The organism is Streptomyces sp. NPDC042100 (assembly GCF_055582325.1).
Genome location: NZ_JBVJDK010000003.1, coordinates 295406 through 309921, shown reverse-complemented (window position 1 = coordinate 309921; position 14516 = coordinate 295406). Strand labels below are relative to the sequence as shown.

The 14516-nt window shown below is 74.7% G+C and carries 13 protein-coding genes; 8 read left to right on the top strand and 5 right to left on the bottom strand.

All coding sequences use genetic code 11. The annotated features are described in order from the left end of the window. Positions 1-136 precede the first annotated feature (136 nt). Positions 137-508, top strand: coding sequence for a PadR family transcriptional regulator (locus ACZ6J5_RS08780; protein ID WP_469389167.1), 372 nt, complete (start codon positions 137-139; stop codon positions 506-508). Then, positions 505-1065: an HAAS signaling domain-containing protein gene (locus ACZ6J5_RS08775; protein WP_469389165.1), complete on the top strand. Its 561-nt coding sequence runs from the start codon at positions 505-507 to the stop codon at positions 1063-1065. Before ACZ6J5_RS08780 ends, ACZ6J5_RS08775 begins: the two co-directional genes overlap by 4 nt. 57 nt (positions 1066-1122) lie before the next feature. Here ACZ6J5_RS08775 and ACZ6J5_RS08770 read toward each other — a convergent pair whose 3' ends face one another. Together ACZ6J5_RS08770 and ACZ6J5_RS08765 are read right to left on the bottom strand one after the other, a co-directional pair. Then, complete coding sequence (locus ACZ6J5_RS08770; RefSeq protein ID WP_469389163.1) at positions 1123-1491, bottom strand: VOC family protein; 369 nt, start codon at positions 1489-1491, stop codon at positions 1123-1125. A gap of 63 nt (positions 1492-1554) precedes the next feature. Then, on the bottom strand, positions 1555-3777 hold the full coding sequence (locus ACZ6J5_RS08765; protein WP_469389161.1) for an RICIN domain-containing protein: 2223 nt from the start codon (positions 3775-3777) through the stop codon (positions 1555-1557). Positions 3778-4370: 593 nt separating this feature from the next. Here ACZ6J5_RS08765 and ACZ6J5_RS08760 point away from each other — a divergent pair. The 3 genes from ACZ6J5_RS08760 to ACZ6J5_RS08750 all read left to right on the top strand — a co-directional run bounded on the left by ACZ6J5_RS08760 (position 4371) and on the right by ACZ6J5_RS08750 (position 6804). After that, positions 4371-5561, top strand: coding sequence for a cytochrome P450 (locus ACZ6J5_RS08760; protein ID WP_469389159.1), 1191 nt, complete (start codon positions 4371-4373; stop codon positions 5559-5561). A 14-nt stretch (positions 5562-5575) separates the two neighbouring features. Then, positions 5576-5770, top strand: coding sequence for a ferredoxin (locus tag ACZ6J5_RS08755; protein ID WP_469389157.1), 195 nt, complete (start codon positions 5576-5578; stop codon positions 5768-5770). 575 nt (positions 5771-6345) lie between these two features. Further along, on the top strand, positions 6346-6804 hold the full coding sequence (locus tag ACZ6J5_RS08750) for a GNAT family N-acetyltransferase (RefSeq protein WP_469389155.1): 459 nt from the start codon (positions 6346-6348) through the stop codon (positions 6802-6804). Between the two features lie 328 nt (positions 6805-7132). Here ACZ6J5_RS08750 and ACZ6J5_RS08745 read toward each other — a convergent pair whose 3' ends face one another. After that, complete coding sequence (locus ACZ6J5_RS08745) at positions 7133-8350, bottom strand: MFS transporter (RefSeq protein WP_469389153.1); 1218 nt, start codon at positions 8348-8350, stop codon at positions 7133-7135. Positions 8351-8414: 64 nt separating this feature from the next. Here ACZ6J5_RS08745 and ACZ6J5_RS08740 point away from each other — a divergent pair, with 64 nt between their 5' ends. Then, positions 8415-9011: a CGNR zinc finger domain-containing protein gene (locus ACZ6J5_RS08740; protein WP_469389151.1), complete on the top strand. Its 597-nt coding sequence runs from the start codon at positions 8415-8417 to the stop codon at positions 9009-9011. Between the two features lie 248 nt (positions 9012-9259). On the opposite strand, the gene ACZ6J5_RS08735 is transcribed toward ACZ6J5_RS08740, so the two are convergent. Then, positions 9260-9727 carry a hypothetical protein gene (locus ACZ6J5_RS08735; RefSeq protein WP_469389149.1) on the bottom strand — a complete coding sequence of 156 codons (468 nt, stop codon included), beginning with the start codon at positions 9725-9727 and terminating at the stop codon, positions 9260-9262. A 364-nt stretch (positions 9728-10091) separates the two neighbouring features. On the opposite strand from ACZ6J5_RS08735, the gene ACZ6J5_RS08730 reads away from it, so the two are divergent. Together ACZ6J5_RS08730 and ACZ6J5_RS08725 are read left to right on the top strand one after the other, a co-directional pair. Continuing rightward, entirely contained in the window at positions 10092-12341 is a 2250-nt protein-coding gene (locus ACZ6J5_RS08730; protein WP_469389147.1) for a sulfatase-like hydrolase/transferase, read from the top strand. 181 nt (positions 12342-12522) lie between these two features. Further along, the gene (locus ACZ6J5_RS08725) at positions 12523-13893 is read left to right on the top strand and encodes an FAD-dependent oxidoreductase (protein WP_469389145.1); all 1371 of its coding nucleotides are present in this window, start codon (positions 12523-12525) and stop codon (positions 13891-13893) included. Here ACZ6J5_RS08725 and ACZ6J5_RS08720 read toward each other — a convergent pair. Then, positions 13862-14476 carry a TetR/AcrR family transcriptional regulator gene (locus tag ACZ6J5_RS08720; RefSeq protein ID WP_469389143.1) on the bottom strand — a complete coding sequence of 205 codons (615 nt, stop codon included), beginning with the start codon at positions 14474-14476 and terminating at the stop codon, positions 13862-13864. The two genes, ACZ6J5_RS08725 and ACZ6J5_RS08720, sit on opposite strands and share 32 nt — an antisense overlap. Positions 14477-14516 lie beyond the last annotated feature (40 nt).

Sequence of the window (14516 nt, the reverse complement as noted above, 5' to 3'; positions counted from 1 at the left end):
GGCGCGTCCCGTGACGCGCCCGGTCCGTGGAGGGTACGGGGCGCGCCCCGCGCGGGGGCGGGCGGGGACACCGGGTGGCGCGCGCGGGGCGGAGGCGCCTTGCGGAGCGGACCGCGCGCGGACTATCTTGCATTGCATGGTTCCTGGTGAAGCAATGAACGAGACGGGGGGCCGGGTTCCCAGTCAGCTCCGCAAGGGGGTGCTGGAGCACTGCGTCCTCGCACTGCTCAGGGACGGGCCGAGGTACGGGGTCGAGCTGCTGTCCGAGCTCTCCTCGGTCAGCGTCATGACCACCAGTCAGGGCACGATCTACCCCCTGCTGTCGCGGCTGCGCCGCGAGGGGTTCGTCGAGACCGAGCTGCGCGAGTCGCCCAGCGGGCCGCCGCGCCGCTACTACACGCTGACCGCCCTCGGACGGGCGGCCCTCACCGAGTTCACCCAGGCGTGGCCGTCCTTCCGGGACGCCGTCGACCACTTTCTCAACGACCCGCAGGGGGATTCCGCATGAACGCCACCGACCACCCGCTGGTGACCGCCTATCTCGACGCCGTCGCCCGCGAGACCGCCGCCCTGCCCGCCGAGCGCCGGGCCGAGCTCCTGGCCGACCTGCGCGAGCACGTCGAGGTCAGCGGTGCCGACTCGGACGACGAGGTCCGCGCGGTGCTGGCGGGCCTCGGCGACCCCCGCGCCGTGGCCGCCTCCGCGCTGGCCGAGGAGCCGCACGTCCTGCTGGCCCCGGCGGCCCCGCCCGTCAGCCGCACGCGCGTCCGGGTCACCGTCGGACTGCTGGCCCTGTCGGGGCTGCTGTCGGCGCTCAACGCCTTCGTGGGGGCGGCGGCCCTGATCATCGGTCTCGTACTGCTGTGGGGCTCGCCGGTGTGGAACGGGCGCCAGAAGACGATCGCCACGGTCAGCTGCGCGATCGTCCCGTTCGCCCTGGTCGTCGGCGGGCTGCTGCTGGCCGGCGGGCGCATGGGGCCGACGGAGGTGCTGCTGATCCTCGCCGTCTCGCTGATCGCACCGGTCGTCGGCGCCACCACCCTGCTGCGCGGCGCCCGGCGCTGACGCCCTCCCCCCGACGCCCGGCGCTGACGCCCGGCGTTGAGCGCTCAGCCCGGGCGCTCAGCCGACGACGATGCAGAACGGGTGCCCCGCAGGGTCGGTGAGCACTCGCCAGCGCTCCTCGTGCGGCTGCCGCTCCGGCTTTCCCGCGCCCAGTTCCAGCAGGCGCGCCTCCGCCTCGTCCAGATCGGCGACGTCGAAGCAGAGGTGGAGTTGCTGGGGGACGTCCGGTTCCGGCCAGGTCGGGGGGCGGTGGCCGTCGACCCGCTGGAAGCCGATGATCATCCCGTTCGCCGACCGCAGGCTCGCGAAGCCGTCGTCGGAGCGGGGGTGCGGTTCGAGTCCGGTGACCTCCTGATAGAAGGCGGCGAGGGCCCTCGGCTCGGCGCAGTCGAGCGTGATCGCGCTCAGCTTCAGGAGCGGGGACATGGCACCTCCGGACGTTCGGCGTCGCTGGCCCGTCCACCCTAGGGGTGGACGGGCGTTCGGCCGTCAGGGGTAGGCGACCAGGTTGGCGACGTTGGTGCCGGTGTCGGAGGGGCCGCCCCGGTCGTTCACGACGTGGCGGATGGTGCCGGTGCCGCCCAGGGAGACGGTCACCATGTCGCGGAAGCGGATGCCGGGGCCGGCCGGGGTCTCGATGGCGCGTTCCGCCGTCACGCGCGGGTCGACGTTGAAGTAGCAGTAGCTGCCGAGGCCGTACGCCTGGTGGGTGGTGACGGTGTCCGCGACCTTGTAGGCGGCGTAGCCGCGCGTGGCGCCGTTCATCCACGCCGCCTGGTTCGGCGGGTCGTAGGGCATCTCGTTCTGGTAGAAGTACGTCCGGCCGCCGTTCCCGTTCCAGACGGTCTGGTACTTCTGGTAGTGCTCGACGAACAGGCCGTACATCGTCACGTCGTCGCCGTTGACGACGAGTCCGGTGTCGGCCGTGTTGACGGTCCAGCCGACACCGCTGCCGTGGTCGGCGCGCCAGATCCACAGGTGGTCGCCGATCACGTGGTCGCTGTTGACGACGAGACTCGTGGTGGCCTTGCCGACGCCCGCGCCGCCGACGCGCACGTACACGTCGTGCAGCGAGGTCGGGTTCGCCGCGTGGGAGGCGGCGGAGCCGGGCGGGCCGACCTCCAGCAGGGTCGGCGAGTTCACCGGTCCGGCGTCGAAGAGGAGCCCGGCGAGCTTCACGCCGTCGACGTCGGCGACGGTCATGGCGGTGACGCCGTTGTCGGGGACGAGGGTGGCCAGGCCGAGGCCGAGGACCACGGTGTCGGGGCGGGTGATCCGCAGGGTCTGGTCGAGGTGGTAGACGCCCGGTGTGACCAGCAGGTTCCTGCCGGCGGCGAGCGCCGCGTTGAGCTGGGCGGCGGTCGCGCCCGGCTTCACGACGAAGAAGGCGTCCATGCCGAGCGAGGTCCCGGCGGGGGTGCCGGACGCCCAGCTCGTGGCGGTGGAGTCGGTCCGCGTGGCGGGCACGAACACCTTGTAGGCGCCGGCGCCGTCCACGTACAGGAACGGCTTCTCGCGCACGACCGGGGTGCGGTCGACGGTCGTGTAGGGCGGGCTGGGGAAGCTGGTGGCGGGGACGCCCTGGCTGCCGACGAAGACCATGTTCCAGTTGGCTCCGGTCCAGCCGCCGAGCTGCGCGTTGCGGGTGAGCCACTGCTGCTGGGTGCCGGAGCGGACCTGGCCGTCGACCTTGGTGTCGGCGAGGAAGCCGCCGCTGGACCAGCCGCCGTCGCTGAGCTCCAGGTTGCCCCGGACGTGCATCCGGCGGTACGCGGACGCCTGCGAGACGGCCCAGCGGTCGGTGCCGCCGGTGGGGGTGACGGACAGGTTCTCGGCGCCGCGCCAGAAGTTCTGCGTGGCGTTCTGCGGCGGGAACCAGTCGGCCTCCGCGTGCACCGCGCCGTTGATCGTCACCGCGTCCGGGGACTGGCCGAGGCCGAGGACCTGGGTGTAGAAGCCGACGTTGACATCGTTGGCATAGCTGCCCGGCTTGAACAGCACCGCGTACCGCTGCGCGCCGAACTGGTTGGTCTCCTGGCTTCGGAAGATGGCGTCGAGGCGGCTCTGGACCGTCGCGGACGGCATCGACGGGTCGAAGACGGCGACGTTCGGGCCGAGGTCGACGTCGCCGGGCGGGAGCTGGGCGGCGGTCACCTGGAAGCGCTGGGCGGCCGTCCCGTTGCAGGTGTACTGCGCGAGCTGGACGCCGTCGGCCGTGGCGGCGGCGGGGACGTCGAGGCACTTGCCGCTGTTGCGGTTGACGAACCGGTAGGCCCCTCCCCCGTCGTCGACGGCCCGCCACTGCTGGTTGAGCCCGCCGCCGTAGGTCCACAGCTGGACGGGGGCGTTGTCGGCCGTGGAGACGTCCTTGACGTCGACGACCTGCGCGGAGTCGTTGCGGTTGCCGATCCGCAGAAAGCCGTCGGAGGTCGGGGTGAGCGCCCACTGCTGGGCGGCGGTGCCGTTGCAGTCGTACTGCTGCACGGCGGTGCCGTCGACGGTGGCGGCGGCGCGGGCGTCCAGGCACTTGCCGCTGCCGGCGTTGGTCACGGTCGCCCAGCCGGTGGGCAGCGCGGCGGCCTGGGCGACGGCCGGGCGGGGGGTGAGCCCGACGAGGGCGGAGGCCAGCAGGGCACCGAGCGCGAGGGCGGTGGCGAGACCGGGCCGCCGGGACGGAGACGAGGACGACGGCATGTGCGGCATGTGGGGCATGTGTGGCGTACGAGGTACACGAGGTGCACGGCGCGTACGGGGTGTACGGGGCATACGGGGGCCTTTCTCGGAGTACGTGTGGGGCCGGTGGTCCGAGGAGGAACTGAGGCGTGAGTGAACTGCCGCGACGGCCCGCCGTCAAGACCTCGCGCGTTCACCTCCTGAACGCGCAACTCCCCGAACCAGCCGCGTAGTTCAATTCCAGCCGGTTCTGTCGTGAACTCTTGACGCCACAGCCTCGGGCGGCACTTCCGCGCCGGGCGGCGGAATCCGGAACGGCGGGGGCGATTTGCCGCCATCGCACCACGAAAGGGAGTTTCGGCGGTACTGTGTTCTCAGGCCCGGCCCCGTACCTCCCCCGTGTACGAGGCCGGGCCCTTCTCATGCCCGGAGCGCCCGGAGGGTGCGAAGCGGCCCCGGGCCGCGTGCGGGCGAAACCGGCGCATCAGGGTGCCCGGCACCCGCGCGGGCGAATGGACGATCTCGTTCCGGTGGATTGGCCGAACTGTGCGTAGACCAGATAGGTGCCTGAGGCATGTAGTGGAGACGGCAACCCACGTCAGAGCCACCGATTCGCCCTTGCGAGGCCCCCCATGACGGAAGCCGTTGCGTTCCCGCAGGACCGGACCTGCCCCTACCACCCGCCCACCGCCTACGACCCCTTGCGCGAGGACCGCCCGCTGTCGCGGGTCACCCTCTGGGACGGGCGCTCCGTGTGGGCTGTGACCGGCCACGCGACCGCCCGGGCGCTGCTGTCCGATCCGCGGCTGTCCACCGACTCCACCCGCCCGGACTTCCCGCTGCCGACCGAGCGGGCCGCCGCCCTGCGCAGGTCGCGCCGGGCCGCGCTGCTCGGCTGGGACGATCCCGAGCACAACGTCCAGCGCCGGATGCTGATCCCCAGCTTCACGCTCAAGCGCGCCGAGCGGCTGCGGCCCCGCATCCAGGAGACCGTGGACGGGCTGCTCGACGCGATGGAGGCGGCGGGGCCGCCGGCCGAGCTGGTCGGCGCGTTCGCGCTGCCGGTGCCCTCGATCGTGATCTGCGACCTGCTGGGCGTGCCGTACGAGGACCACGACTTCTTCGAGGCGCAGTCGCGGCGGCTGCTGCGCGGCCCGACCGGCGCGGACACCGAGGAGGCGCTGGCGCAGCTGGAGGGCTACCTCGGCGACCTGATCGAGCACAAGCGGGCCAAGCCAGGCGAGGGGGTGCTGGACGACCTGGTGGCCCGGCAGCTCCAGGACGGCGGGCCGGACCGCGACGAGCTGGTACAGCTCGCCACGATCCTGCTGGTCGCCGGGCACGAGACCACCGCGAACATGATCTCCCTCGGCACGTACACGCTGCTGCGCCACCCGGAGCGGATGGCCGAACTCCGGGCGGACCCCGGGCTGGTGCCTTCCGCCGTGGAGGAGCTGCTGCGCTTCCTGTCGATCGCGGACGGGCTGCTGCGGGTGGCGCGCGAGGACGTGGAGATCGGCGGCACGGTGATCCGCGCGGGCGAGGGGGTGGTGTTCTCCACCTCCGTGATCAACCGGGACGGCACCGCCTATCCGGACGCGGACGCGCTGGACTGGGACCGCCCGTCCCGGCACCACCTGGCCTTCGGCTTCGGCATCCACCAGTGCCTGGGGCAGAACCTGGCGCGCGCCGAGATGGAGATCGCCCTCGGGACCCTGCTGCGGCGGCTGCCGGGGCTGCGGCTCGCCGCGCCGGCGGAGGAGATCCCGTTCAAGCCGGGCGACACGATCCAGGGGATGCTCGAACTCCCCGTCACATGGTGAAAGGACCCGCACGGATGCGCATCTCGATCGACGGGGACATCTGCATCGGCGCCGGACAGTGCGCGCTGACCTCGCCCGGCTTCTTCACCCAGGACGACGACGGCTTCGGCACGGTCGTCGAGGGCCGTGAGGCGGGCGCCGACGGCCCGATGGTCCGCGAGGCGGCACGGGCCTGCCCGGTCCGGGCGATCACGGTCGAGGAGGAGTAGGACCGGCGGAGCGCTCGTCCCGCCCCGTCCGGCCGCGCACCGCTTCCCGCCGCGCGGCCGGACGGGCGCAGGGGTCTTTCGGCGCCTCCGGCACGCGTCGAGAGATCGTGATCCATGCACCTGGGCCGAGGCGCGGACCGAGTGTTCGACGTACTCAAGGACGACTCCCCCGGCGTGCCGGACCATCGCGTTGCGTCCGGTCGGCACCTCCTGGGACCCGCGAGCAGTTCGCCGCCGTGGGCGTCGGGGAGCGCGGGCAGTCCGTCGAGGTCGTCGACGAGCACCGTGCCCTGGACGGCGCGGAACGGCGCCAGCGCCTCCTCGGTGCCCGCGACCAGCAGGAAGCCGCTGATGACGGCCACTTGGGTCTGCCCGCGACGCGCTCGACCTTCGCTACCCGCTGCTCCTGACGGCCGTTCTCGACGAGCTCGCGGGGACCGGATCCGGCCACTGAAGCCCCGTCGACTGTCCATCCCGGCGCACGGCGGGCCGCGCTTTGGCCACCGCGTCAGGAGTGCGCCCGGCGGCCGGCCCGCATGATCGTCCCACCAGCGAGAACGAGAAGGTGTGCGTCCATGTCGACCGAGATCAAGGTCCGTCCCGCAGCCCCCGAGGACTTCGCGCAGTGGCGCGCCCTCTACCGCGGCTACGCCGACTTCTACCGGGTCCAGCAGACCGAGGAGGCCGCCGGGACGGTCTGGGCGTGGATCCACGACGCCGCGCACGAGGTGCGTGCCCTGGTCGCCGAGGACGCGGCCGGGCGGCTCGTCGGACTCGCGCACTACCGGCCCTTCGCCCGCCCGCTCTCGGCGACGACCGGCTGTTTCCTGGACGACCTGTTCGTCGCGCCGCAGAGCCGGGGTTCGGGCGCCGCCGACGCGCTGCTCGCGGCGCTGCGCGGGCTCGCCGCCGAGCGCGGCTGGAGCGTCGTGCGCTGGATCACCGCAGACGACAACCACCGCGCCCGAGGGAAGTACGACCAGGTGGCGACGCGCACGATGTGGGTCACGTACGACATGACGCCGGGCTCCTGAGAGGGCGGGACCACAGCCCGCCCCCTCCCTCTTCCGGAAACCGCTACCCGGCCGCCCGCCGCGCCTCGCGGGCGAAGTCGCGGAGCGTCTTGGGCGCCCACGCGTATGAAGCGCGTACCGGGGCCGCGCAGCCCCAGGACCAGGGGGATGACGCTCGGCTCACGGGGAGCCCACCGGGGCGCGGCCATCGTGACCGTCGCCCTGGCTCTTCTCTTCTGGTACGGCGAACTCGTCGCTGGTACGGCGAACTCGTCGCTCCGGGCATCGTCAGCGAAGTCCGTCCGCTGCGGTTCGCCGCAGCTCGCGCAGGGGTGTACGCCGGTGGGCCTCACTCGGCGCGCGCCTCCTTGAGGCGGGGCGCGCCGGGCCCGGTTGCCGGGGCCGCCGGGCGGGTCCGGGCGGTCAGCGGGGCGACGAGGAGCGGCTGGGCGGCGGCGAGGGCGAGGGCGAGGAGTGCCGTCGCGGTCCACAGGGCGGTCGCGCCGAAGCGGTCCAGGAGTTGGGTCGCGGTGATCGGGGCGGCCGTGGTGGCGATGCCCCAGCTGACGCCGTACGAGGCGAGGTAGCGGTCCGAGCCGCCGGGCGGGGCCAGCGCGGCCACCACGCCGAACACCCGGCCGAGCACGAACACTTCCCCGAGGCTCCAGAGTCCGGTGCCGACGAGGAACCCGGGCAGGGACGACGCGAGAGCGTATCCGGCCAGTCCCAGCGCCATGAGGACGTAGCCGAGCGCGAGCGCCGCCGGGTCGGACAGGGCGGCGATCCGGCGCAGCCGGAGGGCCGGCTGGGCGGCGACGACGATCACGGCCGAGGCGGTGAACAGCAGCCCCGCGTCGGCGGGTCGGAGGCCGCGGATACCGAGGGTCAGCGGCAGTCCCATGACGACCTGCATGGCCAGCAGCGCGAAGACCGTGCCGCAGCCGAACACGGCCCACAGCGCCCGGTCCCGCCAGGGGTGGACCGGGGCGCCTCCCGCCGCGCGGTCCTCGGCCGGGCGGCGGAGGTGGTCGGCGGGCAGCACGAGGCGCAGGGCCAGGGCGCAGACGAGGCAGGTCACCGCGTCGACGACGAAGAGCCAGCGCAGGTCCCATCGGCCCACGGCCGCCGCGATCAGGCCGGCGCCGGTGCCGGCGACCGCGAGCGCGGCGTTGAGCAGGCTGAACGCGCGGACCCGGTCGGCCGGGCCGACGGCGTCGGCGATCATGGCCTGGCTCGGCGGCTCGTACAGCTCGAAGGCGAGGCCGAGGACGACGGCGACGACCGCGACCTGGAGCAGCGAGTCGGCCGCGGCGATGGCCAGTTGCGCGACCGCGCAGCCGGTGAGGCCGAGGACGATGGTGCGGCGGCGCCCGAGGAGGACCGCGAGGCGCCCCCCGGCCAGCCGCGAGGGGATGGTCGCGAGGCCGAACGCGGCCGAGAGCAGCCCGGCGGTGGTCATGCTCGCGCCGAAGTCGCCGCTGATCAGGACGGTCAGGAAGGGCAGCGAGAAGGCGCCCAGCTTGTTGACCGCCCGCGCGACCACCAGCGCCCACACGAGCCTCGGCATCGCCGCCCCCTGTACGTAACCATCGAATCGAGTAACGTCAGTGACGAATCAGACCATCGAAGGGGTGACTGGTCAAGTGATGTTCGACAGTCACGTGGCGGTGCTGCTGGATCAGGCGGTGGCGCTCGTGAACGCGTTGACGGACGGCGAGGCGCGCGGGCGCGCCCATCCCGCCCCCCGGGGCGCGCAGCGCACGGCGGCGATCGACGAGGCGGTGCCGCGCGCGGCGTCCTCGCTCCCCCGCGCGCTGGACGCGGCGGAGGCGGACCAGCTGGCCGCCGCCGCGGTGCGGATGCGCGCGGTGTTCCGGGCGGTACGGGACGGGGACCTGGACGCGGCGGCCGTCGAGGTGAACGCCCTGCTCCTGGACAGCGGCGCCCGGCCGCACCTGGACCGGCGCGCGGGCGAGCCCTGGCGGCTGCACTTCCACGGCGCCGACGAGACCTTCGCGACGGGCACCACCGCCGCCTGCGCCACCGCGCTCGCGCTGGCGGTGGGCGGCAGCCTGGCCGGCCGACTCGGGGTCTGCCACGCCGAGCGCTGCGACCGGGTCTACGTGGACGCCTCGCGCAACGGCGCGCGGCAGTTCTGCTCGACGGCCTGCCAGAACCGCGCCAAGGCCGCGGCCTTCCGGGCGCGGCAGGGCGCGGCGGGGCGCTGAGCGCCGGTTCCCGGGGCTCGGCCCACTGAGGGCTCGGCCCACTCGGGGCTCAGCCCACTCGGGGCTCAGCCCACTCGGGGCTTGAGCCACCCGGCACGGGCCACCGGGGGCGGCTCCACCGAGGCTCGCCCCCCGAGCTCGAACCCCCAGGCTCACCTCCCGGGCTCGCCCCCTTGGCTCCGCCCCCTTGGCTCCGCCCCCTTGGCTCGACCCACAGGCTCGCTCCCCGGGCGCCCCCGGGGTGCTCGTCAGAAGGGCCTGCGGCCCGGGCGGTTGCCCTGGGGCCGGCCGCGTCCGGTGCGGCGGCGGCCCGCGGGCGGGGTCGGCGCCTCGTCTCCGGCGGCTCCCGGCGAGGAGAAGCCGACCGCGACCGGCGGCGGGCCGGCGGGCGCGGCGGGGGCCGCGGCGCGGGTGCCGCCGGGGCCGGACTGGGGGGCGACGGTCCGGCCGCCCGCGAGGACGGTGGCGTGCGTGATGAGGGGCGCGCAGGCCTGGCAGATCTCGGCGAGCGTCCAGATCTCGGCCACGGCCGGGTTGTGGATGAGGACGAGCAGGGTCGTGCCCGTGCAGCTGGCGCGGGCGGTGTGGTGGCGGCAGCCGCTCGCCCCGCACGCGCAGGCGGCGCTCGGGCGCGGGCTGGCGAGGCGCGCGTGGGCGCGGGCGTGTTCGCCCGCGAAGACGCGCAGGGCCGCGATGTCCCTGGACCTCGCGGGCATACGGCAGCCTTCCGTCGTGCAGCTGACGGTGGCGGAGTGGTCCGGGTGGCCGGTGAGTCGGACCGTCCAGGTCCGGCCCGGGACACGTGATCCGGGAAGCATGGTCAACGCGCGCGTGTCCGTTCGAATGAGAGGGGTGTTGGTCATGGTTTTACCCCGAAGGGGGCGGAGGTTCACATCCGGGGCCCGACATCCCTGGCCGAGGTCGTCCGGTCGGCCGATTCGGGCGGGGTACGCGGGGGCCGCCGGTGACACACGATCGTCATACCCCGTGCATGGATCGCCGGACGGCCTCGCCCCATGATCGACGCTACCGCGCGGGACGGTCCCGCCGGGCCGCCGCCCTCCCCGAAGGAGCCGCCCCATGCCCAGTCGTCGCCGCTTCCTCGCCGGTTCGGCCGCCGCCACGGCCGGTCTCGGCGTGCTTCCTGGGGCGCTCTCCCCCTCCGTCGCCTCGGCGGCCGGGCCGGCCTCCGAAGCGGAGCCCTCCGGGGCGGGCGGCACGGCCGACCGGCCGCCGAACCTGGTCCTCGTGCTCGCCGACGACCTCGGCTACGGCGAGCTCGGGGCGTACGGACAGCGGCTGATCCGCACCCCGCGCCTCGACCGGCTGGCCGCCGAGGGGCTGCGCTTCACCGACTCCTACTCGACGGCCGCGGTCTGCGCCCCGTCCCGCTGCTCCCTGCTGACCGGGCTGCACACCGGGCACGCCACCGTGCGGGCCAACCCGTCCGGGGCGCAGGGCGCGCTCACCGCCGCCGACACCACGTTCGCGCAGGTGCTGCGGGCGCGCGGCTACCGCACGGGCGTCATCGGGAAGTGGGGCTTCGGTCCGGAGGCCGGCGGCCAGGACAGCCATCCGAACGCCCGGGGCTTCGAGGAGTTCTACGGCTACATCGACCACGGGCACGCCCACCAGTACTACCCCGAGTACCTGTGGCACAACGGCGCCAAGGAGCCGATCCCGGCCAACGCGGGCGGCGCGCGGGCCGTGTACGCGCCCGACCTGATCCGGCAGCGGGCGCTGGACTTCCTCGACCGGCACGCGGCCGAACCGTTCCTGCTGCTGCTCACCCCGACCGTCCCGCACGCCCCCAGCGACGTCCCCGGCACCGGCGCGTACGCGGGGACCGGCTGGAGCACCGCGAACAAGGGCCACGCGGCGCAGGTCACGCTCTTCGACACGCTCGTCGGCGACGTGGTCGACCGGCTGCGCGCGCTGGGCCTCGACGGGGACACCGTCCTGCTGGTCACCAGCGACAACGGGCCGCACGAGGAGGGCGGGGTCGACCCCGATCTGTTCGACGCCAACGGGCCGCTGCGCGGCTACAAGCGGAACCTGTACGAGGGCGGTGTCCGCGTCCCGCTCCTCGCCTGGGGACCCGGGCGGGTGCGGCCGGGCACCAGCGACCGGCCCACCTCCCTCACCGATGTGCTGCCCACCCTCGCGGAGCTCGGCGGGGCGCCCGCGCCCTCCGACGTCGACGGCCTGTCCGTCGCCCCGCTGCTCACCGGCGCCGCCGCGCCCGCCCGCCACGACCACCTCTACTGGTTCCGCGACGAGAGCGGCGTCACCGCCCGCGCCAACGCGCAGGACAGGCAGCGCGCCGGCTGGCTCGCCGAGGCACTGCGCAAGGAGAACTACAAGGCCGTCCGCTTCGCCCCGGTCCGCGACCACGCGCTGCCCGACGCGCGGTGGCAGGTGGAGCTGTACGACCTGGCCGCGGACCCCGGCGAGACCCGGGACCTGGCCGCCGAGCGGCCGTCCACGGCGGACGAGCTCGTCGCCCTGATGCGCTCCTCCTGGCGGGACGCCTATCCGCGCACGCCCTTCGGCGCCGCGCTCGCGCTGCCCCCGCTCGCCGTGCCCGGGCAGCCCTTCGCCGTGACGGCCACGCTCGCCAACGGCTCCTCCCGGCCCTGGGACTCCGCCGCGCTCACCCTGCGCGCGCCCGCCGGCTGGACCGTGACCCCGGCCTCGGCGGCCACCGCCGACCGGCTCGCCTCGGGGGCCCGGCTCACCGCCGCCTGGCAGGTCACCGCGCCCGCCGGGGCGGCCCCGGGCGGGGCGTGGACGCTCACCGCCGAGGGCACGGCGCTCGCGCCCGGCGGGCCGGTGCGGTACGCGGCCGGCGGGACCGTGCCGACGCCGCCGCCCGCGCCGGCCGCCGACGCCTACCTCTCCGACCTGGCCTGGATCTCCGCCGTCAACGGCTGGGGCCCGGTCGAGCGGGACGCCTCGAACGGGAAGAACGCGGCCGGAGACGGCACCCCGATCGCCTTCGGCGGCACCGTGTACGCCAAGGGCCTCGGCACCCACGCGTACAGCGAGATCGCCTACCACCTGGGCGGCGCCGCGCGGCGGTTCACCGCCCTCGTCGGCATCGACGACTTCTCGGCCCGGCAGAGCTCCCTGGGCGCCACCCGCGCCACGGTCTACGGGGACGACCGGCCGCTCCTGACCACCCCGACGCTGACCGCGGCGACCGGGCCCGTCCCGGTCGACGTGGACGTGCGCGGGGTGCGGGTCCTGCGCCTGGTCGTGGCCGACGCGAACGGCCGTACGTCCTTCGACCACACCTCCTGGGCGCTGGCCCGGGTCACGGTGGGCTGACCGGGCGGCCCGCCGACGCCCCCGGGCGGTGCGCGTGACGCCCCTCGGCCGCGTGGGGCGCGCGCGGGCTCGCACTCCGGCACGTAGCCCCGGGGCGTGCGCCCACAGTGATCCTTCACGCCGGTCGGCGGGGGTGACATTCCGTTGAGGCGCCGCTCCCTCCCCGCCCATCCTGGTCCGCATGACGAAGCATCAGCGGTGGGGCAGGGCGGCGGTCGTCGGCGGGAGTTACGCGGGGCTCGTGACCGCGCGGGTGCTCGCCGACTTCTTCGACGAGGTCGTCGTGCTCGAACGGGACCCGGTGGACGCGGACACCGGCAGCCATCCGGGGGCGCCGCAGGGCTATCACGCGCACGCCATGCTGGCCAAGGGCGGCGAGGTCCTGGAGAAGCTGTTCCCGGGGCTGCGCCGGGAGCTGAGCGAGGCGGGCGCGCCGGTCTTCGACTACGGGGAGGGCATGGACTTCCTCCAGCCCGCCGGCACCGCGCCCCGTGCCCGCACGGGCGTCGAGATCCAGACCTTCACCCGGGACGGCCTGGAACGGCGGCTGCGGGCCCGGGTGCTGGCGCTGCCGCAGGTGACCTCGATGCCCGCGACCTCGTGCACGGGGCTGCTGCGGGACGGGCGCGGCCGGGTGGCCGGCCTCGCGTACCGGCCGGCCGGCGGCGAGGGCACGGAGCCGCCGGCCGAGCTGGCGGCCGACCTCGTGGTCGACGCCTCGGGCCGGTCGAGCGCGCTGGAGAAGTGGCTGGGCGACCTGGGCGTGAGCGTGCCGCCGATGCGCACGGTGAAGGCGAAGGTCACGTACACCTCGATGAACTTCGACCGGCCCGAGCAGGGGCATCCGGACTACTTCGTCGCCTACGAGATGCTCTTCGCGCCGAAGATCGCGCGCGCCGGGGTGCTGCTGGCGGTGGAGGGCGGCCGGTGGACGTGCTCGCTCTTCGGTTTCCAGCAGCAGCCGCCGACCGACGACGCCGGATACCTGGACTTCGCCCAGTCGCTGCGCAACCCGCACCTGGCGGAGCAGCTGAAGCGGCGCGAGACCCAGGAGCCGACGTACCGCTACACCAACGTGGACAACCGCTGGCGGCCGTACCACCGGGTGAAGGACTGGCCCGAGGGGCTCATCGCGGTGGGCGACGCGGTCTGCGTCTTCAATCCGGTGTACGGGCAGGGGCTGACGGTGGCCGCGATGGAGGCCGAGCTGCTGGGCGGGCTGCTCGCCCGGCGGCGGGCGTCCGGGCGCGGGCTCGCCGGGGCCGCGCGCGACTTCCAGCGGCGGGTGGGGCGGCTGGTGCTCACGCCGTGGACGCTGTCGACCAACTCGGACCTGATGTGGAACCCGGCCGGGCAGCCGGCGGGCGCCCGCTTCGCGCACTGGTACAACAGCCGGCTGTTCCGGGTGGCGGTGCGGGATCCGGAGGTGTGGGCGCGGTTCGTGCGGGTGGTGAACATGACGGCGTCCCCGGCCGTGCTGTTCCACCCGGCGGTCGCGGCGAAGGTGCTGGCGAGCGCGGTCAGGCCGGGTCCGGGCGGCCGGGGGCGGTAGGCGCGGCGAGGCCCGCGAGGTAGCCGTCGAGCAGGGCGACCTGTCGCTCGGGGGCGAATTCGGCGGGGGCGAAGAGGGCCTGGACGACGAGGCCGAGCGCGAAGGACTGGGCGCCGGCGGCGAGGTCGTCCGGGTCGCCCGGGGGCAGTTCGCCGAGCTCCTGGGCGTGGGCGACGCGCTCGGCGAGGCGGGTGCGGCTGCGCCCGTACTTCCCGGCGTAGTCCTCGGTGAGGGCCGGGTCGGCGAGGGCGGTGTCCCAGGAGGAGACCCAGATCCGGTTGCTCGCGGTGGCCTCGGCGGTGAGCGGCAGGATGTCGAGCAGGGCGCTGCGCAGGGCGGCGAGGCCGGGGCCCGCGGCGCGCCGGGGGCGGGCGGCGGTGCGCGTGTCGAGCAGGTCGAGGGCGTGTGCGACGAGGTCGCGCTTGGCCGGGAAGTAGTGGGTCAGCAGGCCGGTGGTGGCGCCGAGCTCGGCCGCGACGGCGCGCAGGGTGAGGCCGTGGAAGCCGTGCGCGGCGAGGACGCGCCAGACGGCCTCGGAGACGTCCCGGCGGCGGGCTTCGTGATCGCCCTTGGTGCGTGGCATCCTGCTACGGTACATAACCGTAACGCTTGTTGTGTGAATG

Coding starts and splice junctions, on each gene's coding strand:
- ACZ6J5_RS08745 (WP_469389153.1), bottom strand. CDS start 8,350: ATGCCGAGGCTCGTGTGGGCGCTGGTGGTCGCGCGGGCGGTCAACAAG.
- ACZ6J5_RS08765 (WP_469389161.1), bottom strand. CDS start 3,777: ATGCCCCACATGCCGCACATGCCGTCGTCCTCGTCTCCGTCCCGGCGG.
- ACZ6J5_RS08725 (WP_469389145.1), top strand. CDS start 12,523: ATGACGAAGCATCAGCGGTGGGGCAGGGCGGCGGTCGTCGGCGGGAGT.
- ACZ6J5_RS08760 (WP_469389159.1), top strand. CDS start 4,371: ATGACGGAAGCCGTTGCGTTCCCGCAGGACCGGACCTGCCCCTACCAC.
- ACZ6J5_RS08720 (WP_469389143.1), bottom strand. CDS start 14,476: ATGCCACGCACCAAGGGCGATCACGAAGCCCGCCGCCGGGACGTCTCC.
- ACZ6J5_RS08780 (WP_469389167.1), top strand. CDS start 137: ATGGTTCCTGGTGAAGCAATGAACGAGACGGGGGGCCGGGTTCCCAGT.
- ACZ6J5_RS08735 (WP_469389149.1), bottom strand. CDS start 9,727: ATGCCCGCGAGGTCCAGGGACATCGCGGCCCTGCGCGTCTTCGCGGGC.
- ACZ6J5_RS08755 (WP_469389157.1), top strand. CDS start 5,576: ATGCGCATCTCGATCGACGGGGACATCTGCATCGGCGCCGGACAGTGC.
- ACZ6J5_RS08750 (WP_469389155.1), top strand. CDS start 6,346: ATGTCGACCGAGATCAAGGTCCGTCCCGCAGCCCCCGAGGACTTCGCG.
- ACZ6J5_RS08775 (WP_469389165.1), top strand. CDS start 505: ATGAACGCCACCGACCACCCGCTGGTGACCGCCTATCTCGACGCCGTC.
- ACZ6J5_RS08770 (WP_469389163.1), bottom strand. CDS start 1,491: ATGTCCCCGCTCCTGAAGCTGAGCGCGATCACGCTCGACTGCGCCGAG.
- ACZ6J5_RS08730 (WP_469389147.1), top strand. CDS start 10,092: ATGCCCAGTCGTCGCCGCTTCCTCGCCGGTTCGGCCGCCGCCACGGCC.